This is a genomic window from Pseudomonas sp. NFX71, assembly GCF_048079215.1.
GTDB classification, from domain to species: Bacteria; Pseudomonadota; Gammaproteobacteria; order Pseudomonadales; family Pseudomonadaceae; genus Aquipseudomonas; species Aquipseudomonas fluorescens_B.
Map to the genome: position 1 here is coordinate 4,092,803 of NZ_CP182230.1, position 17,586 is coordinate 4,110,388.

Below are 17,586 nucleotides of genomic sequence, written 5' to 3' on the forward strand. Positions count from 1 at the left end.
TTTCCCTTATACATGGCGCCCATCGGCGGAGAGATCCGCGGCCCCATGCATAAGGATCGAGCAATGAGCGAGCTACGTCTGAGCAATCTTGCGTTGTACCTGCAACGTCTGGGTTTCGACGCGCCACCGGCGCCAACCCTGGAAACCCTGCGTCAGCTGCAGTTTCGTCACACCGCTGCGTTCCCGTTCGAAAACCTCACCACGTTGTCTGGCGAGCCGGTACTCATCGACTTGCCGTCCATCGAGCAAAAAGTCCTGCACGATGGCCGCGGTGGTTACTGCTATGAACTCAACAACCTGTTCCTGGCCCTGCTTCAGGCGCTGGGTTTCGACGCTTGCGGCATTTCCGGCCGCGTGGTCATGGGCCAGCCCGAGGGGGCGTGGACCGCGCGTACGCACCGCTTGAGCCTGGTCACCCTGGGGGGCGTGCGCTACATCACCGATGTGGGATTTGGCGGTATGGTCCCCACCGCGCCGCTGCTGCTCGACACTCCGGAGGAGCAACTCACGCCTCATGAACCTTATCGGATTGAACGCCACGCAGACGGCTACACCCTGCGCGCCAATGTCGCTGGTGAGTGGCGCGCGATGTACATCTTCGACCTGCAACGCCAGGAAGACATCGATTACGCCGTCGGCAACTGGTATGTCTCAACCCATCCCGAATCATCTTTTGCCAAACAGCTTATGGTGGCGCGGACAGGGGAAGGGTGGCGCCGTACGCTGAACAATGGCAGTTTTGCCATCCACCGGATCGGTAGCGAGAGCGAGCGGCGGCAGATCACTGAGGTGGCTGATCTGGTCCGGTTGCTGGCGAGCGAGTTCGGGATCCGGGTGCCTGAGCACGCACATTTGAAGCAGGTGCTTGGGCGGTTGATCGAACAGGACTAGGGGCGGACGTCAGGCTCCATCAATTGACGGATTTCGCTGACGGCATCCAGCAACTTCTTTTCCAGGCTTTTCAGATCTGAGGGTGTTATGCCCTTTTTGAGATGCCCGGTCCCGGCAGGTGTGTTTCTGTCGCTGAGCAACGCGTGTCGCAGTGTGTTGTTGATCACCGTCTGGTAGCCATACCCCTCGCTTTCCGCAAGCGTGCGAGCGGCTTCTATGACCGTTTCATCCAGCATGATGGTAATGCGGGTCTTGCCTTTGCCGGGGGCAACCGCCCCACGCTTGGCATTGCTGAAGTCGTATTCATCTTTCATTACTCAAGCCTCCAAATATTGGCGACGCTCGTTTTTTGTGGCGAGACGCGCGGAAATGATTCGAACGAAATTCGGCTCACGGTAGGTGTACGCGACGACCAGCAGGCGACCTTTGGCGTCCAGCCCCATGATGATCCATCGTTGCTCGTCATGAAGATCATCCTGGAGCGTCAGCGCCCGTTCGTCATGGAACACGGCGTCAGTCTCTGCGAGGCTGATGCCTTGGTGCTTCAGTTTGTTCGCCGCGTTTTTTGCCTTGTGAGACTGAATTTCGAATGGCTTAATTATGCATACTTTATATGTATAAAAAAGAGAGCGACGCTACCGGCGGTCGCCAGGAACTCAAAAGACTAGCGGGGGAACGAACGAGGCTCGGGACGGATATATTTCAAGGTTTATTGAAGGATGCTGCGGGTGGGGATGGACACCTGTCCATAATCTGACTGGTCAGTTGTATACAACTCTATAGACATTTGTCCTGAGTCTTGCATACAGTGTGCGCATAACAAAAACCAGGGAACCCCCCAACCATGAAAACGCCCCATGTTTCACACCAACGGCCTGAGGACGAAAACCTCGGAGTCGGCGCGAATATGGCTTACGGCCTGCAACATGTTCTGACCATGTATGGCGGTATCGTCGCGGTGCCTTTGATCATCGGCCAGGCGGCCGGGCTCTCGCCGGCGGACATCGGCTTGTTGATTGCTGCTTCATTGTTTGCGGGGGGCTTGGCGACGTTGCTGCAGACCCTCGGTTTACCTTTTTTCGGTTGCCAGTTGCCGCTGGTGCAGGGCGTGTCGTTCTCTGGCGTCGCGACGATGGTGGCGATCGTCAGCAGTGGTGGCGAGGGCGGGTTTCAGTCGATTCTCGGGGCGGTGATTGCCGCGTCGTTGATCGGATTGCTGATCACGCCGGTGTTCTCGCGTATCACCAAATTCTTCCCACCGCTGGTGACGGGCATCGTGATCACGACCATTGGCCTGACGCTGATGCCGGTGGCCGCGCGCTGGGCCATGGGTGGCAACAGTCATGCACCAGACTTCGGCAGCATGGCGAACATCGGTCTGGCGGCAGTGACGCTGGTGCTGGTGCTGTTGCTGAGCAAGGTTGGCAGCGCGACCATTTCCCGGCTCTCGATTCTGTTGGCGATGGTGATCGGCACAGTCATCGCGGTGTTTCTCGGCATGGCAGACTTCTCGTCCGTCACCCAGGGCCCGATGTTCGGCTTCCCTACACCGTTCCACTTCGGCATGCCGACCTTCCACTTCGCAGCGATCCTGTCGATGTGCATCGTGGTCATGGTGACACTGGTGGAAACCTCGGCGGACATCCTCGCCGTCGGTGAAATCATCGACACCAAGGTCGACTCCAAACGCCTGGGCAATGGCCTGCGCGCCGACATGCTGTCGAGCATGATCGCGCCGATCTTCGGCTCCTTCACCCAAAGCGCGTTCGCCCAGAACGTCGGCCTGGTGGCGGTGACCGGGATCAAGAGCCGTTTCGTGGTGGCCACCGGCGGGTTGTTTCTGGTGATCCTCGGCCTGCTGCCATTCATGGGCCGAGTCATCGCCGCCGTGCCGACTTCCGTGCTGGGTGGTGCCGGAATCGTGCTGTTTGGCACCGTGGCGGCCAGCGGCATTCGCACACTGTCCAAGGTCGACTACCGCAACAACGTCAACCTGATCATCGTCGCCACCTCGATCGGTTTCGGCATGATCCCCATCGCTGCGCCGAATTTCTACGACCATTTCCCAAGCTGGTTCGCGACGATCTTCCACTCGGGCATCAGCTCCTCGGCGATCATGGCCATCGTGCTGAACCTGACCTTCAACCACCTCACTGCCGGTAACTCGGATCAGCAGTCGGTGTTTGCGGCGGGTACTGAACGGGTCCTGCGTTATCAGGATCTGGCCGCGCTGCGCGAAGGGGATTACTTCAGCGAAGGCAAGTTGCACGACTGCGACGGTAAAGAGGTCCCGGTGGTGGAGGTGGATCATGGGCATGGAGAACCACGGGCGGTGCCTGCGAAAAGCAGTGAGCATGTCTGACGTTTGAGCGTATGAAAAAAGGCCGATCTGTTGAGCGACAGATCGGCCTTTTTACAGATCAGAAGGTCGCAGTCATTCTTGCTCGCTTTGCGTCCAGCGCCCCATCAACGTATTGGACGGCAGTTGTTCATCCAATAGCTTTCTTGCCGTTTCCACTCCCGCCACCGGCAGCCCTTCAGGGTTCAACAAGCCAATCTGCACCAGCACACTGGCCTGGTCCCAGTAGATGTGCTCGTGGTACAGCTTGTCCCCGCGGAACTTGATCACACCCAGCATCGGAATCTCGACGTACCGGCCGGTCGGTGCGACGTTGGGCAGCATCCAGTCAATTTCAGTGCTGTGGGTGAAACACATGATGAACTCATCCACGATCTGCAATGCGCCGATGGTGCGGGAGATCGGGATGAGCTTCATGTCCGGTGGATTGCCGTGGACAAAATGGTGTTGATAGAAGCGGCTGAGTTCCCTGGCGCCGACGCCGCCGGTCATGGTCGGGATATGGTTGACGTAGGGTTCGGCGACCATGGTAGCCATGGTGGCGGGTACGTCGCGGGTCTCGAATTCGTGGCGGATGTGTTCTTCCCACAGGGCTGACAGGTTGAAGTGGGGGCCGATCTCGCGCTTGAGTGCGGCGATGCTGCGTTCATGGGCCATCAGCGTGGCAGGCTTGTCATAGTGTGAGCCCCCGGCCCTGGCGAAGGCATGGTCGACGCCTGGGTATACGTAGATTTCGGCTTTGTCGTTGCCGGCCAGGTGCTCGCTGATCCGGGCGCGGGCATTGGCGTCGCAGTAGCCATCATTCTCGGCAAAATGCAGTACCAGCCGGCCCTTCAGGTTTTTCGATTCGTGCAGCAGGTGTTCGATACCCATGCCGTAGTAGCCGACCGAGCAGGCCACATCGGTACGCGCGGCGGTCAGCCAGGCCAGTTTGCCACCCATGCAGAAGCCGACATAACCCAGGCCCGAACCTTCGACTTCAGGCAGGGCACGCAGGGCTTTGAAGCTGGCGTCGATGTCGGTGATGGCCTTGTCCACGTCCAGACGCTGAAACAGGTCGATGGCAACGGCGAAATCCGCTTCGGTGTAGCCCAGGTCAACGCCCGGTTGCAGGCGCCAGAACAGGTCCGGCACCAGTGCCACGTAGCCCTCTTCGGCATAGAAATCGGCCACCGCGCGCATATTGGCGTTGACACCGAAAATCTCCTGGCCGATCACCACCCCGGGGCCCTTGCCGCTGGCTGGCAGAGCCAGGTAACCGCCGAACGTGGCGTTGCTGTCCGTTGCCCGTATCTCAATCATCTTGCCCATGTTTTCTACCTCACTCGGTTATCAGGTTTTATTGGCTGTCACGGTGTTGTTGAAACCACACTCGCGGCGACACGCCACGGTCTGGCCCGAGGATCGAAAAGCCGCCGTCCACCGGCACGTCGACACCGGTCATCCAGCCGGCGCCGGCACTGCATAGAAAAGCCACCACGCTTGCGATCTCATGACCCCGGCCAATGCGCCCGAGCGGATGGAAAGGTGCCCCGACCCGATCGGCCAAGTGCGGATCGTTGTCGCTGAGGTCGGCGACGCTGGGCGACCAGGTCCAGGCCGGGGATACGCTCAGCACCCGGACTTGCTCCGGGGCCAGGGTCACGGCCAGGTTTTTCGTCAGTTGCAGGATGCCGGCCTTGGAGGCGGGGTAGAGTGCACGCCCGGCTGCGCCGAATTTACCGCCGGTGCTGCCAATGTTGATCACTACGCCGCCGCTGGGCAGATGCACCGCGGCCTTTTGGGTAAAGATCGCCGCCGATACCAGATTGACGTTCAGGGTTTTCAGCCACTGTGCGCGGTCAGAGGCCAGTCCCTGATCGGCGTACAGGCACGCGTTGTTGACCAGAATGTCGAGCCTGCCGAAGTGGGCCAGCGTGGCCGTGATGCACGCGTCGATATCTTCGTCGCGCTCCACGTCGCAGGCTGAAAACCCGCATCCCATTGCTTGCGCCAATGCTTGACCGCTATCGGCGTTACGCCCCACCAGCATCACCTGAGCGCCCTCGGCCAAGAGCTGTCGAGCGATGTCCAGACCCAGTCCCTGAGTGCTGCCGGTCACAATCGCCACTTTGCCTTCGAGCATCATGCCCAGTCCTCCAGTGCTTCGTTGACGTGACTGATACGGGCGATCAGCGCCATGCTCGCCAGCGAGGCCGCATGCGTGCCGCTGTCCGCACTGGCGCAGGCATCTGCCGCCACCGTCACTTCGAATCCGCAATCCACCGCATGGCGCACTGTGCTTTCCACCACCGAGTGTGTCGCCACGCCAGCGATTAACAGGTGCGTAGGGTTGAACTGGCGCACCACGGTTTCCAGCGGTGAGCCATAAAAAGCATTGATCCGGTTGTGGGTGACGACGAATTCATGGCGGCTGTCCAGCGGCGCCAGGGCACTGAAAAACTCCGCTCCCCAACTGCCTTCCCGGGCAGCGCCAAGGGTGGCGACAGTGCGCAGAATCGGCGCGTTCTGGATCAGGTCGGCATAGTCCGGTCGGAACGCCACGCGCACGTGAACGATCGGCCATCCCTTGGCGCGTGCGCCGGCCAGTAATCTGCCGGCGGCATCGAGCAGTGCAGCACGCAGGCTGTCATCGGACCCCAGCCCGACCCTTATCTTGCCGTCGGGGTGCAACACGTCATTCTGATAGTGCAGGGCGATCACCACCGGCGCGTTCATCACACGAAGACCTCAAGGTTGGCGAACACATCGTTGCAGTTGATGAGGTCGACGCGCTTGAGCTGGATCTGCCAGCCACCATTGTCCTGAGCGGCCAATTTATAGGTGTAGCGACCAGCGAGTTGACGTTGCTCCAGGCGCCACTCGCTGTACTGGAAGCTGGCGCTGACCACCAGCAGCCCCTGGGTGTCGAGACCCTCGACCATCACATTGCCGACCAGGTGCGCGGTCTGGGTTTGCGGTTGCTGGGACCAGTTGCGGGCGTTTTCCACCCGCCGAATCCGCACCTCGCGCAGCATGCGGTTTTCCCAGAACAGCGAGATATGATCGAACGGGTTGGCTTGCTCATGCTTGTGCGGCACCCAGTACATGCCGGTGTCGGTAAACAGCTTGTCCCACTCCCAGAAACGCCGCTCGTCCAGCAGGCGCGCCTCGCGGTAAAGAAACTGTTCGATCTGGCGCAGGGTCTCGACGGGAACCTGGGCGGGGGTCAACTGGCGCGTGTCGACGTCGATTCGGCGGTCAAGCAGCATGGGTGCTCTCCTTGGCGATCAGGGTGGCGGTCATGAACTGTTTCCAGGCGGCAAACTGGTTGCGCATCGGCAGTTCGCTGGTGCCGTTGGTGGACACCGCGCCGTCCTCCAGCGGCCTGTCGGTGCCAACATAGCGGTGCATGCTGATCCACTCGCCACCGCGGGTCATGTTGCCTTCCTGGCAGCGGGCATAGACTTCGACATCGTCGGGCATCACGTTGGAGGAGGGCGAGTTGATGACGTTGGCGTAGGTCAGCGCGCGGTCGAACACGGCATCCGGAGCACCCTTGCAGCGGAAGGTCTGGATCTCGACCATGGTCCGGTCCACGGCGATGGGGCGGATCACCCGGAACTGCATGAACACTGTGTGCGGCGAGCCGCTGCCGTAGATCACCGTGTTGTGACGGTTCATGCCCAGGATTTCCTTGGCGCGTTGCTCGCCGTAGGCCTGGCTCAGGCATTCGAAGTGAGCGCGGGAGACCTCGTCGCGTTCGGCAGCGCCCGGGTCGAAGATCGCTTCCATGTAGCCGTGGCCGTTATGGTAGGCGCGCAGTTCGAGTTTTTCCCAGAAGTCGTAGGGTTCGCCATTGCCGTCCATGATCAGCAGCTCGAAGGGCATTTCACCGATGGCCTGGGCTTCGTCACGCGCAGCGTCTACCGACGATTCATGGGTCACACGGGCGTGCATGGTGTCGTGCAGGTTCTCGTAGAACACCTTCCAGTTTGAGCGCTGCTGAACACGGAAGATGCCGCCGGCCACCTCGACTTCGCCGACCGGTGAACGGTCGCAGAGGTTGTCGATGGAGGTGATGACGCCACCCAGAAATGCTTTCAGGTCCGGTCCGAACGCCGCCTGGCTGGCGAACACGAAGCCGCGATAGGTCTCGACGCGGGCAAGGCTGACCAAGGAGAAATCCGGGTGTTTGGGGTCGTAGCAGGTGCCTTCGAAACCGCTCTTGAGCGGTGCCGACAAATGCTGGCCGTCGAGTTTGAAGGTCCAGGCGTGATACGGGCAGCGGAAGAATTTGCCGACACTGCCGTCACCGTCGGCCACCAGTTTGGCGCCCTTGTGCGGGCAGCGGTTGTACAGCACGCTGACCTGCTGCTTGGCGCCGCGCACCATGATCACGTCCTGATCACCTATACGCGTGGTGTGGTAGTCGCCGGGGTTCTTGACCTGGCTTTCATGGCCGACGTAGATCCAGGCGTTGCCGTAGATGCGCTCCATCTCCAGCTTGAACAGGGTCGGGTCGGTGTAGACGCTCTTGTGGACGCTGTCCTCACGGATCAAGGCAGCAATTTGCTCGTTGGTCGGTATCACGGGATGTCCTCGGTTTGTCACAGATCGAGCACCAGCAGCGCGCTGCGGGCACGGGAGACACAAGTGCAAAAACTGCCGCTGGCGCGGTCACGCTCCGACAGGCAGATATCGCGGTGATCGGGTTGCCCGTCGATGACCTGGGCGACGCACACGCCACAGTCACCCCGTCGGCAGTCGAACATCGGGTCCAGGCCGGCCTGGAGCATGGCGTCCAGTACGCTTTGCCCGGCGGCCACTTGCAGGCTCACGCCGCTTTCGCGCAGGTGCACCTCAAAACCTTGATCGCCGGCCATTTCCAGGGCGCCGCTGAACAGTTCGTAATGCAGGTGATCTTCTGCCCAACCCTGTTCTCGAGCGCAGGCCAGCACGCTGTTGAGCAGGGCGGTAGGGCCGCAGATGTAGAGGTGCAGGCCGGGTCTTGGCGCGGTCAGGATTGCAGCGGCCGGAAGGCGCTTTTGCGGGTCGCCGCCGCTGATCCAGCAATGGTTGTCCTGGCAGGCGCGGGCCTCTGGCAGATAGGCCATCTGTGCTTCATCGCGACCGGCGTAGTGCAGGGTGAAGGGCTTGCCCGCTGCTCGCAGCGACCGGGCCATGCCCAGCATGGGCGTGATGCCGATGCCGCCGGCGATCAGCAGTGCATGTGCGGTGTGCTCATGCAGTGGAAAGTGGTTGCGTGGCGATTCGGCCAGCAGTTCATCGCCGACCTTGAGCGAGTGCACCCAACGCGATCCACCTGTACTCGACACTTCGAGCTGGACGGCGATTTCGTAGTGCTCGCCGTCGGGCAGGTTGACCAGCGAATAGGCCCGGCGTTGAGTGCGGTTGCCGGGTACGTGCAACTCAAGGTGCGCCCCGGCGGTGAAACCCGGCAGTGGCCGGGCGTCGCTGGATACCAGCAGGACGCGGCGGATTCTGGGGGTCAATAGCTCGATGTGTTCGACCCTGAGCGAGAGGCTGGACATACGCAATTCCTGTCTGAATTCGTAGCCACTGTATGAAGCTTGAGGAGGGCAAAAAAGCCGTTAAAGGCAAACCGGTATCCACTTCTGGCGAGAGTGAATTGCAGGAGCGAGCGCGCTCCTGCAGGCAGGCTAACGCTTGAGGTGCACAAGCAGGGCTCGCAAGTGTTCGCCATCCGCCTGGGCCAGATCGTCCAGCACAGCGAAGTGATGACACCCTGCAAGTTCGACCAGGCTCACGGTCTGCCCGGCCTCGCGACAGGCACTGGCATACTCGCGCGAATGTCGAATCAACTCCGGCAATTCATTCGCGCCCACGGTCACCAGCAACGGTGCTCCATCGCCGATCAGCCTTTGCGGGCTAAAGCGCTGGATATCCTCTTTGCTCAGTTGCAGCTTGTCGTTCAACCAGCAGCGGCTGATGGGGTCGAGCTCCATCAGGCCGCTGATCGGCAGGGCCAGGGTCACTAGCGGATGTCGGCGATGCAGCGCGGTCAGATGGCCTCCCGCCGAGTGCCCGCAAAGCACCACCTGTCGACCGATGTTCAAGGCTTCACGGTGCGCCATCAGGTGGTCCAGTGCCTTGGCGATCTGCCCGACGATGGTGCTCATGTTCGCCTCGGGCGCCAGGGTGTACTCGAGCAGTCCGACGTTGAAGCCGGCCTCGATCAGCCCCTCGGCGATAAAGGCGTAGTCGTCCTTGTCCGAGGCCTGCCAGTAACCGCCATGAATGAACAGCAGCGTCGGCGCCCCGGCATCCGCGTGGGCGTACCAGTCGAAACGCTCGCGCGGGGCATCGCCATAGGACATGCCACGTTGCCAGGCGTGACTCGCATAGGTCTCGGCGCTGCGATGGCGAAAACGCTGCATGATCTGTGGAAAATCACCCACTGCTGCGACGTTGTTGTAAGCCTGATCGAGGTCCATGGCTGCTCACACTCCCAGGTAGCGTTGCGACAGTTCGGGTTGAGCCGCGAGCTCCACAGGCGTGCCATCCCAGACCTGCCGTCCTTTCTCAATGATGTGATGACGGTCAACTACCCGAGCCATTTCCTTGAGGTTCTTGTCGATCACCAGAATCGTCTCACCCTCGGCCTTGAGGGTGGCCAGGCAACGCCAGATCTGCTCGCGGATGATGGGGGCCAGGCCTTCAGTGGCTTCGTCGAGAATCAACAGGCTGGGGTTGGTCAGCAGCGCGCGGCCCACCACCAGCATTTGTTGCTCGCCACCGGACAGGGTGCGAGACAGCTGGTCCTGTCGCTCCAGCAGGCGCGGGAACAGTTCATAGACCCGCGCCAGGTCCCACTTGCCCCGCGTGGCGGTGGCCAGCAGGTTTTCCCGCACACTCAGGGTGCCGAAGGCGCGGCGGCCTTCCGGCACCAGTCCCAGGCCGGCCTTGGCGATGCGATAGGGCGCAGCACCACGCATTTCCGTGCCGTTGATACGGATGCTGCCGGCACTGGGCTTGAGCAACCCCATGATCGATTTGACCGTGGTGGTCTTGCCCATGCCGTTGCGGCCGATCAACGACACCACCTGGCCTTGCTCGATACTCAGGTGCATGTCGAACAACACCTGGCTCAAGCCATAGCCCGCTTTCAAGCCTTGAACCTCAAGCATGTTCTTCTCCCAGGTAGGCGGCCCGCACTTGCGGGTCGTTGCGCACTTGTTCGACGCTGCCGGTCAGCACCGTCTGACCGTAGACCAGCACAGTGATACGGTCGGCGAGGGCGAAAACCGCGTCCATGTCATGTTCCACCAACAGGATTGCGTAGCGGCCCTTGAGGCTGTGCAGCAACTCGGTCATGCGCGCGGATTCGTCGGCCCCCATCCCGGCCATCGGCTCGTCGAGCAATAGCACCGATGCTTCCTGAGCCAGTGCCAGTGCGATCTCCAGTTGCCGTCGTTCGCCATGGGAAAGCTCGTGGACCGGGTCTTGCGCGCGAGCGCCCAGGCCCACTTGCCGCAAGTAGCCCAGCGCCGGTTCCAGCAGGCGAGTGTCGCGGCTCAGCGGACGCCACATGCCGAACGTCTTGCCGTCACGAGCGGCGATAGCCAGGGCGACGTTCTCCAGCAGGGTGAACTCGGTGTACAGCTGACTGACCTGGAATGCCCGCGCAAGTCCCAGGCGCGGCCGCTGCCAGGCTGGTACGCGGGTGATGTCCTGACCATTGAGATGGATCTGGCCATGGTCTGGGAAAACTTCCCCGGCGATCTGCGCGATCAGCGTGGATTTACCGGCGCCGTTCGGGCCGATGATGGCGTGCAACTCGCCTTCGGCCAGTTCAAGGCTGGCGCCGTTGGTGGCTTTCACCGCACCGAAGGCCTTGTGCAAATCCTGAATCGACAGTTTTGCGCTCATGGGCGTGCCTCCACGGTGGTGTTCGATTTGACGGCAACCACGTTCGGTTTGCGCTGCAGCAAGCTCAGCAGCAGTCCGTAAACGCCTTTTTTGCCGAACAGCACCACCAGCAACAACAGCGGGCCGAAAATCAGCATCCAGTGTTCGGTCCACTGGCTCAGCACTTGTTCAAGGCCCAGGTAGGTGGCCGCGCCCAGCAGCGGGCCGAGCAGGGTGCCGACGCCGCCGAGGATCACCATCGCCATCAACTCGCCGGACTTGTGCCAGGCGCCCATGTCGGGGCTGACGAACAGCGCGTAGTTGGCCCACAGAATTCCCGCCAGGCCACCGCCGGTGCCCGCGATCACAAAGGCCGTCAGGCGATAGCGCAAGGGTTTGAGGCCCAGGCTGACGCTGCGCCGCTCGCTCTGCTTGAGCCCGCGTAGAACAAAACCGAAACGCGAATTGACCAGTCGTCGGCACAACAGCAACCAACCGGTCAGCAGCGCTACGCACAGGTAGTAGAAGTGGTTGGCGTCGCCCAGGTCCAGTGCGCCGAGGGTATTGCGCTCGTTGAGCAGGATGCCGTCGTCACCGCCGTACAGCGACAGCGAGCCGAGCACGAAGTAGAGCATCTGGCCGAACGCGAGGGTGATCATGATGAACTGCACGCCGCTGGTACGCAGCGACAGATAACCCACCAGCAACGAAAGCAACGCACATACCAGCAGGGCCAGAGGCCACACCACCAGCGCGCTGTTGCTGCCTTCCCAGCCCCACAGCGGCATGCCTTGTGACGTGTGGAAGGCAACGATGCCGACGATGTAACCGCCCAGTCCGAAGAACGCCGCATGGCCAAAGCTGACCATGGCGCCGTAGCCGATCAGCAAGTCCAGGCTGATGGCCGCCATGCCGTAGATCGCAAGGCGGGTGAAGAAGCTGACCAGGTAGGGTTCGTGCAGCCAGTGGGCCAGCAGCGGCATGCAGGCAAAGGTCGCCAGGCACGCAAGGTCAATGATAAGGCGTGGTGACATAGCGTTCTCCTCAGGCACGGGCCGGCAGCAGGCCGCGCGGACGCACCAGCAGCACCAGGGCCATGACGATGTAGGCGCTGGCGGAAATCAGCCCGGCGCTCAGGGTGCCGCTGGTTTCGCTGGGCAGCAGTTGGTCCAGCAGCGGCGGAATGTAGGCACGGCCCAGGCTGTCGACCATGCCGATCAGCAGGGCCCCGACCAGCGCACCGCGCACCGAACCGACACCGCCGACGACGATGACCACGAAGGTAGTGATCAGGATCTTTTCGCCCATGCCGATTTCCACCGACAGCAGCGGTGCAGCCATGAAGCCGGCCAGGCCGCACAGTACGCAGCCGAAGACGAACACCAGGGTGTACAGTCGAGCGATGTTGACGCCCAGCGCGCCGACCATTTCATGGTCGTCGGCACCGGCGCGAATCAGCATGCCGAGGCGCGTGTGGTTGATCAGCAGCCACATGCCGACCGCCACCACCAGCCCTGCGGCGATGAACAGCAGTCGGCTGACCGGGTACATCAATCCCGGCAGCACTTGGACAAAACTGGAATACCACTCGGGCGTGGGCATCGCCGGTGGGCTGCGACCGAAGATCAGGGTCAGCAGTTCGTTGCTGAAAAACACCACGGCCAGCGTCGCCAGCACCTGATCCAGGTGATCGCGTTTGTAGAGGTGACGCATGATCGACGTTTCAATCAGCGCGCCATAGCAGGCCGAGCCGATCAGCGCGGCCAGGCCGCCCAGCCAGAACGAGCCGGTCGCCATGGCGGTGTAGGCGGCACAGAAGGCGCCGACCATGTAAAAGGCACCGTGGGCGAGGTTGATCACGCCCATGATGCCGAAAATCAGGGTCAGGCCCGAGGCCAGCAGAAACAGCAAGGCGCTGTATTGCAGGCCGTTGAGAATCTGTTCGAGCAATAACATGACTGCGTTCCTCATGAAAACGCCCTGCAGGTTTCTGCAGGGCGAGGACGGGGGCTCAGGTGCCGGTCAGATCGAGCATTGAGCGGCGTAGCTGTCGACGTGGCGGGTCGCGAGCGTCTTGATCGGCACTTCGATCAGCTTGCCGTCGGCGCCGGCCTGTACTTGCAGCAGGTACCAGTCGATCACCGGGTGCTGGTTCTGGGCGAAGCTGAAGTCACCGCGAATGGAGTCGAACTTGACGTTCTTCATGGCCGAGCGGAAGGCCGCCTGGTCTTTCAGATTGCCCTGGGAGGTCTTCAGGGCGGCGCCGATCAGTCGTGCCGTGTCGTAGGTCTGGGCGGCATACACCGTCGGGGCGCGCTTGTATTTCTCGGTGAAGGCTTTGACGAAGGCCTGGTTGGCCGGGTTGTCCGATTGCGGGTTCCACAGGGTGACGATGTTGGTGCCCTTGGCCACATCGCCGGTGGCGGCAAGCATGCGTTCATCCATGGAGAACACCGGCACCACCATTGGGATTTGCGCCGACAGGCCCGAACCGCCGTACTGCTTGGCGAAGTTGATGCCGCCGCCGCCCGGGTGAAACTGGAAGATCGCATCCGGCGCCAGCGCACGCACGCGCGCCAGTTCCACCGAGAAGTCGAGCTGGTTGAGCTTGGTGTAGATCTCGGTCACTTCGCCCTTGAAGGTGCGCTTGAAACCGGCCAGTGCGTCACGGCCGCCCTGATAGTTGGGCGCCAGAATCACCATCTTCTTGTAGCCCAGCTCGTTGGCGGCGACACCGGCCATCTCGTGCGGGGTGTCGTTCTGGTAGGAGGCGACGAAGTAGTTGGCCATGCACTTTTCACCGGCCAGGGTCGAGGGCGCAGTGTTGTTGCTGACGTAGAAACCGTCCTTGGTGGCGGTGTTGATCACGGCCGCCAGCACGTTGGAAAAAATCACCCCGGTGTACAGCGAAATACCGTCCAGGCTCATGCGGTCGGCGATCTGCTTGGCCTTGGCCGGTTGCAGTCCGTCATCTTCCACAATGAGTTGCACCGGCACCCCGCCGAGCTTGCCGCCCTCCTGATCGATCGCCAGCTGGAAGCCGTCCCGCGAGTCTTCGCCCAGGTAGCCGGCGGGGGTGGAGAGGGTGGTGATGAAGCCGATTCGGACAGGCTCCACGGCCTGGGCAGCCGTCGCTGCACAGAGGGAGGTTGCCAGACATGCACGCAATACCAGGTTTTTCATGAGGCGGCCTATGAAGTAGGTCGTGCCAACGCACGGTGGATATCGATGAGGGCAGTGATTCAGTGTTCGGTCGGGCCGATTGATTGTTGTTATGGGGTGCCGTGTCAGCTGTTGCTCTCGGTGAACTTCTCCAGATAAAGGCGGCTTTGATCCAGGCCTTGCTGCTGTCGCCAGTCCTTGATCGACTCGACCATCGGCGGCGGGCCGCACAGGTACAGGTCGAACGGCTGGTCGCGCAGCTCGGCCAACTCCAGGTGTTCGGCGATATAGCCGGTCTTGCCCGGCCAGTCGGGGTTGGGATTGCTGACCACGGGCGTGAAACGGAACCCGGGGATGCGTGCGGCATAGGCCTCGATGCGCGAAACCTCGCACAGGTCCGCAGCCTCGCGCACGCCGTAGTACAGATGCACCGGATGGCCGCAGCCGTGCTGGTCGGCGATCTGGTCGAGCATGCCCAGGAACGCCGACAGCCCGGTGCCGCCGGCCACCATCACCAGCGGGCGGTCGATATGACGCAAGTAGAAAGCACCCAGCGGTGCTTCCATGTGGATCACGTCACCGACCTGGCAACGATCGCGAACGTAATCGGTCATCACGCCGCTGGGCAGCAAGCGAATGAGGAACTGCAGGTTGCTGCTGCCCGGCGCGCAGGCAAAGGAATACGAGCGCCGATGCTCGGTACCCGGTACTTGCAGGCGCGCGTACTGGCCTGGCAGGTAGTCGAGCGCCGCACCCGCTGCACCGACTTCCACATGCACGATGGCGGTGGTCGGGGATACCTGTCGCACTTCGCTTACGGTGCCTTGCAGACTGCTCGGGCCGCTGCTGCCGCAGAGACTGGAATCGAAGTCGAAGTAGAAGGCGGCGTCGGACTGCACACGCGTCTGGCAGGTCAGCACCTTGCGCTCGGCCAGGTCACTGGCCGACAGTGCTTCATCGTCCACATAGTCCTGAGTGTACTGCCCGGATTCGCAGCGGCCCTGGCAGGTCGCGCAAACCCCTTCGCGGCAGTCCAACGGAATCTTGATTCCGCTGCGCAGGGCCGCGTCGAGCAGGATTTCATTGTTCTGCACGTTGCAGAAGAGTGTTTTGCCATCGGCGAAACTGAAGGCGACCTTGTACGTCATGAGCGTTAATCCGCAGGGTTCAGAGATGGTAGAAATCGAGCACTGAGTTGATCGTGTCGTTGAGCAGCACTGCGTGTTTGCGGGCGATCTTCCAGCTCTCGCCGTCGGGGCGCAGGCGGTAGGTCGCGCGGCCGAAGAACTGCTCGGCGGTTTGCATGCGGTAGTACAGGGTGCTCCAGTTGACCCGGACCTCCAGCTCATCATCCTGCAGCGGCGCGATTCGCACGTTGCTGATCAGGTGCAGGGTGCGCGGCATCGGGATGGTCGATGCCGCCTTGCCGGTGCGAATGCGGAACACCCGGTCTTCCAGGCCACCCCGGTTGGGGTAGTAGATCAGCGACATGCCTTTTTTCGGGTCGGTGGTGTAGACGTGCTCCGAATCCCATTGCGGCAGGTGGAATTCGCTGTCATCGCTGAACATGGCCAGGTAGGTGTCCCAGTCCTGGGCATCGCAAGCCTCGGCGTTGCGGTAGAGAAATTGCTCGACGCGGTATTGCAGTTGCGAATTCATGTTCACACCTCACGCAGTTTCAACGGTTGTTGTTCGGCCGCCTTGCGCGCCAGGCCCTCCAGCAAAAAGCGCTGCCAGTTAGCGTGCTGGTTGACGTACAGGCCTTCATGGGTGAACTCAGTGCCCGTCAGCGCCGGGGCGATGCCAATGGTTTCGCTGTTGCGGGTAGCGCCTTCGACCCATTTGCCCTGGCCGCGGGAAATGTCGCTCCAGCGTTCCAGGCGAGCCTGGAAGCCACGCTGGGCTTCACGGAACTCCACCAGGTCATCGGGGGTGCCCATGCCGGATACGTTGAAGAAGTCTTCGAACTGACGAATGCGGTTTTCCCGATCGGCGTCCGACTCGCCGACCACGCCCAGGCAGAAGCTGTTGATCTCGGTCTTGTTCCAGGCCAGCGGGCGGATGATGCGCAGCTGCGAGCTGATCTGGTCGAGGAAGAACATGCTCGGGTAGACGTTCAGATTACGCAGGCGGTGCATCATCCACTCGGCCTTGCCCTGGCCGTGTTCCTTGACCAGGCGCGGCATGATGGTGGCGTAGCCCGGGCGCACGGCAGGGTTGGGCATGTCGCTGAACAGAACGCTGTGGCCGTTGTTGAAAGCGAACCAGCCGTCGTCGGTTTCCTTGTCGCCGGCCCCCAGCTTGCTGTAGTCCAGGGTGTCGCTGGAATTCAGGCCTTTCTCGGCGTTGACCTGTTGGCGGTGCTGCACGGTGGCCACGTAGTTGTAGTGGACGGTGCTGACGTGGTAACCGTCCAGGCCGTTCTCGTTCTGCAATTTCCAGTTGCCGTCGTAGGTGTAGGCCGACTTGCCTGGCAGCACTTCGAGCTGGCCGGTAGGAGACTGCGCCACCATCATGTCGAAGAACACCTTGGCGTCACCGAGGAAGTCTTCCAGGGTGTCGGTGCCCTCCACGTCGAGGCTGACGAACACGAAGCCGTTATAGCTTTCAATACGAGCCTTCTTCAGGCCGCGGGTAGCCTTGTCGAAGCCTTCGGAGTATTCGCCCGGCGCCTTGACCTTTACCAGCCGGCCGTCGCTTTTGTAGCACCAGGCGTGGAAGGGGCACGTAAAGGTTGACTGGTTGCCCTTGCCAACGCGGGTAAGGGTGGTGCCACGGTGTTGGCAGGCGTTGATCAAGGCGTTGAGACGACCTTCACCGTCGCGGGTGATGATCAGCGGCTGGCGGCCGGCACGCAGGGTCATGAAGTCGTGATTATTGGCGATCTCGCTTTCATGGCAGGCGTAAATCCAGTTCTTCTCGAAGATCAGTTCCATTTCCAGATTGAACAATTCCGGGTCGGTAAACATATCGCGAGCGATGCGATAAACACCGTCTTCCGGACGGAAGTCCAGGCAACTTTCTATATAACTTTTCCACTGTTCGATACTTCGTGCAGTTGTCATATCCCAGTCCTCGGCCAATGGGCTAATTCACGCCTTCATTAAATGACGTGGCGATGGACAGGGTCTATCCGCTTATTAGTGGAAACCCATCCGGAAAATAAGCCTTGATCTTGGGTTGCTGGTGGTTTTATCCCGTAAACACTGGGTTGTGTCGCATATGAAGGCTGAGCAAACGGCTAATTGTCTTCCAGTAACGGGATAGCCGCTGGGGAACTTGTTGCGGCTTAATTTCAATCG

19 protein-coding genes are annotated in these 17,586 nt (G+C 61.3%); 2 read left to right on the forward strand and 17 right to left on the reverse strand.

What is annotated here, in order from left to right:
• The first annotated feature begins 63 nt into the window (after positions 1–63).
• Complete coding sequence (locus tag ACM1ZW_RS18950; RefSeq protein ID WP_017339677.1) at positions 64–891, forward strand: arylamine N-acetyltransferase family protein; 828 nt, start codon at positions 64–66, stop codon at positions 889–891.
• On the opposite strand, the gene ACM1ZW_RS18955 is transcribed toward ACM1ZW_RS18950, so the two are convergent.
• Together ACM1ZW_RS18955 and ACM1ZW_RS18960 are read right to left on the reverse strand one after the other, a co-directional pair.
• Positions 888–1,205 (reverse strand): BrnA antitoxin family protein, encoded by a 318-nt coding sequence (locus tag ACM1ZW_RS18955; protein WP_017339676.1) that lies wholly within the window; start codon positions 1,203–1,205, stop codon positions 888–890. The genes ACM1ZW_RS18950 and ACM1ZW_RS18955 overlap by 4 nt on opposite strands.
• A gap of 3 nt (positions 1,206–1,208) precedes the next feature.
• Positions 1,209–1,490, reverse strand: coding sequence for a BrnT family toxin (locus ACM1ZW_RS18960; RefSeq protein ID WP_416740823.1), 282 nt, complete (start codon positions 1,488–1,490; stop codon positions 1,209–1,211).
• A 245-nt stretch (positions 1,491–1,735) separates the two neighbouring features.
• Here ACM1ZW_RS18960 and ACM1ZW_RS18965 point away from each other — a divergent pair, with 245 nt between their 5' ends.
• Positions 1,736–3,253 carry a nucleobase:cation symporter-2 family protein gene (locus ACM1ZW_RS18965; RefSeq protein ID WP_017339674.1) on the forward strand — a complete coding sequence of 506 codons (1,518 nt, stop codon included), beginning with the start codon at positions 1,736–1,738 and terminating at the stop codon, positions 3,251–3,253.
• Positions 3,254–3,325: 72 nt separating this feature from the next.
• Here ACM1ZW_RS18965 and ACM1ZW_RS18970 read toward each other — a convergent pair whose 3' ends face one another.
• The 15 genes from ACM1ZW_RS18970 to antA form a co-directional block, all read right to left on the reverse strand.
• Positions 3,326–4,561 (reverse strand): dienelactone hydrolase family protein, encoded by a 1,236-nt coding sequence (locus tag ACM1ZW_RS18970; protein ID WP_017339673.1) that lies wholly within the window; start codon positions 4,559–4,561, stop codon positions 3,326–3,328.
• A gap of 28 nt (positions 4,562–4,589) precedes the next feature.
• Positions 4,590–5,378 (reverse strand): SDR family oxidoreductase, encoded by a 789-nt coding sequence (locus tag ACM1ZW_RS18975; RefSeq protein ID WP_414878688.1) that lies wholly within the window; start codon positions 5,376–5,378, stop codon positions 4,590–4,592.
• Entirely contained in the window at positions 5,375–5,968 is a 594-nt protein-coding gene (locus ACM1ZW_RS18980) for a cysteine hydrolase family protein (RefSeq protein WP_017339671.1), read from the reverse strand. The genes ACM1ZW_RS18975 and ACM1ZW_RS18980 overlap by 4 nt, the downstream gene beginning before the upstream one ends.
• The gene (locus ACM1ZW_RS18985) at positions 5,968–6,501 is read right to left on the reverse strand and encodes an aromatic-ring-hydroxylating dioxygenase subunit beta (RefSeq protein ID WP_416739023.1); all 534 of its coding nucleotides are present in this window, start codon (positions 6,499–6,501) and stop codon (positions 5,968–5,970) included. The genes ACM1ZW_RS18980 and ACM1ZW_RS18985 overlap by 1 nt, the downstream gene beginning before the upstream one ends.
• Positions 6,491–7,822 (reverse strand): aromatic ring-hydroxylating dioxygenase subunit alpha, encoded by a 1,332-nt coding sequence (locus ACM1ZW_RS18990; protein WP_416739024.1) that lies wholly within the window; start codon positions 7,820–7,822, stop codon positions 6,491–6,493. Before ACM1ZW_RS18990 ends, ACM1ZW_RS18985 begins: the two co-directional genes overlap by 11 nt.
• A gap of 17 nt (positions 7,823–7,839) precedes the next feature.
• Positions 7,840–8,784, reverse strand: coding sequence for a PDR/VanB family oxidoreductase (locus tag ACM1ZW_RS18995; protein WP_416739025.1), 945 nt, complete (start codon positions 8,782–8,784; stop codon positions 7,840–7,842).
• A gap of 129 nt (positions 8,785–8,913) precedes the next feature.
• The gene (locus tag ACM1ZW_RS19000; RefSeq protein ID WP_416739026.1) at positions 8,914–9,708 is read right to left on the reverse strand and encodes an alpha/beta hydrolase; all 795 of its coding nucleotides are present in this window, start codon (positions 9,706–9,708) and stop codon (positions 8,914–8,916) included.
• Between the two features lie 6 nt (positions 9,709–9,714).
• Positions 9,715–10,401 (reverse strand): ABC transporter ATP-binding protein, encoded by a 687-nt coding sequence (locus tag ACM1ZW_RS19005; RefSeq protein ID WP_150631566.1) that lies wholly within the window; start codon positions 10,399–10,401, stop codon positions 9,715–9,717.
• Positions 10,394–11,143 carry an ABC transporter ATP-binding protein gene (locus tag ACM1ZW_RS19010; protein WP_416739027.1) on the reverse strand — a complete coding sequence of 250 codons (750 nt, stop codon included), beginning with the start codon at positions 11,141–11,143 and terminating at the stop codon, positions 10,394–10,396. Before ACM1ZW_RS19010 ends, ACM1ZW_RS19005 begins: the two co-directional genes overlap by 8 nt.
• Entirely contained in the window at positions 11,140–12,156 is a 1,017-nt protein-coding gene (locus tag ACM1ZW_RS19015) for a branched-chain amino acid ABC transporter permease (RefSeq protein ID WP_416739028.1), read from the reverse strand. Before ACM1ZW_RS19015 ends, ACM1ZW_RS19010 begins: the two co-directional genes overlap by 4 nt.
• A gap of 10 nt (positions 12,157–12,166) precedes the next feature.
• Complete coding sequence (locus ACM1ZW_RS19020) at positions 12,167–13,078, reverse strand: branched-chain amino acid ABC transporter permease (protein ID WP_017339663.1); 912 nt, start codon at positions 13,076–13,078, stop codon at positions 12,167–12,169.
• A 66-nt stretch (positions 13,079–13,144) separates the two neighbouring features.
• Positions 13,145–14,305, reverse strand: coding sequence for an ABC transporter substrate-binding protein (locus tag ACM1ZW_RS19025; RefSeq protein WP_017339662.1), 1,161 nt, complete (start codon positions 14,303–14,305; stop codon positions 13,145–13,147).
• A gap of 104 nt (positions 14,306–14,409) precedes the next feature.
• Positions 14,410–15,432: an anthranilate 1,2-dioxygenase electron transfer component AntC gene (antC, locus tag ACM1ZW_RS19030; protein ID WP_017339661.1), complete on the reverse strand. Its 1,023-nt coding sequence runs from the start codon at positions 15,430–15,432 to the stop codon at positions 14,410–14,412.
• 19 nt (positions 15,433–15,451) lie between these two features.
• Positions 15,452–15,943, reverse strand: coding sequence for an anthranilate 1,2-dioxygenase small subunit (antB, locus tag ACM1ZW_RS19035; RefSeq protein ID WP_017339660.1), 492 nt, complete (start codon positions 15,941–15,943; stop codon positions 15,452–15,454).
• 2 nt (positions 15,944–15,945) lie between these two features.
• Entirely contained in the window at positions 15,946–17,349 is a 1,404-nt protein-coding gene (antA, locus tag ACM1ZW_RS19040; protein ID WP_416739029.1) for an anthranilate 1,2-dioxygenase large subunit, read from the reverse strand.
• Between the last annotated feature and the right edge of the window lie 237 nt (positions 17,350–17,586).

Coding starts and splice junctions, on each gene's coding strand:
- ACM1ZW_RS18995 (WP_416739025.1), bottom strand. CDS start 8,784: ATGTCCAGCCTCTCGCTCAGGGTCGAACACATCGAGCTATTGACCCCC.
- ACM1ZW_RS18980 (WP_017339671.1), bottom strand. CDS start 5,968: ATGAACGCGCCGGTGGTGATCGCCCTGCACTATCAGAATGACGTGTTG.
- antA (WP_416739029.1), bottom strand. CDS start 17,349: ATGACAACTGCACGAAGTATCGAACAGTGGAAAAGTTATATAGAAAGT.
- ACM1ZW_RS18975 (WP_414878688.1), bottom strand. CDS start 5,378: ATGATGCTCGAAGGCAAAGTGGCGATTGTGACCGGCAGCACTCAGGGA.
- ACM1ZW_RS18970 (WP_017339673.1), bottom strand. CDS start 4,561: ATGGGCAAGATGATTGAGATACGGGCAACGGACAGCAACGCCACGTTC.
- ACM1ZW_RS19025 (WP_017339662.1), bottom strand. CDS start 14,305: ATGAAAAACCTGGTATTGCGTGCATGTCTGGCAACCTCCCTCTGTGCA.
- ACM1ZW_RS19020 (WP_017339663.1), bottom strand. CDS start 13,078: ATGTTATTGCTCGAACAGATTCTCAACGGCCTGCAATACAGCGCCTTG.
- ACM1ZW_RS18950 (WP_017339677.1), top strand. CDS start 64: ATGAGCGAGCTACGTCTGAGCAATCTTGCGTTGTACCTGCAACGTCTG.
- ACM1ZW_RS19000 (WP_416739026.1), bottom strand. CDS start 9,708: ATGGACCTCGATCAGGCTTACAACAACGTCGCAGCAGTGGGTGATTTT.
- ACM1ZW_RS18965 (WP_017339674.1), top strand. CDS start 1,736: ATGAAAACGCCCCATGTTTCACACCAACGGCCTGAGGACGAAAACCTC.
- ACM1ZW_RS19015 (WP_416739028.1), bottom strand. CDS start 12,156: ATGTCACCACGCCTTATCATTGACCTTGCGTGCCTGGCGACCTTTGCC.
- ACM1ZW_RS18955 (WP_017339676.1), bottom strand. CDS start 1,205: ATGAAAGATGAATACGACTTCAGCAATGCCAAGCGTGGGGCGGTTGCC.
- antB (WP_017339660.1), bottom strand. CDS start 15,943: ATGAATTCGCAACTGCAATACCGCGTCGAGCAATTTCTCTACCGCAAC.
- ACM1ZW_RS19005 (WP_150631566.1), bottom strand. CDS start 10,401: ATGCTTGAGGTTCAAGGCTTGAAAGCGGGCTATGGCTTGAGCCAGGTG.
- ACM1ZW_RS19010 (WP_416739027.1), bottom strand. CDS start 11,143: ATGAGCGCAAAACTGTCGATTCAGGATTTGCACAAGGCCTTCGGTGCG.
- antC (WP_017339661.1), bottom strand. CDS start 15,432: ATGACGTACAAGGTCGCCTTCAGTTTCGCCGATGGCAAAACACTCTTC.
- ACM1ZW_RS18985 (WP_416739023.1), bottom strand. CDS start 6,501: ATGCTGCTTGACCGCCGAATCGACGTCGACACGCGCCAGTTGACCCCC.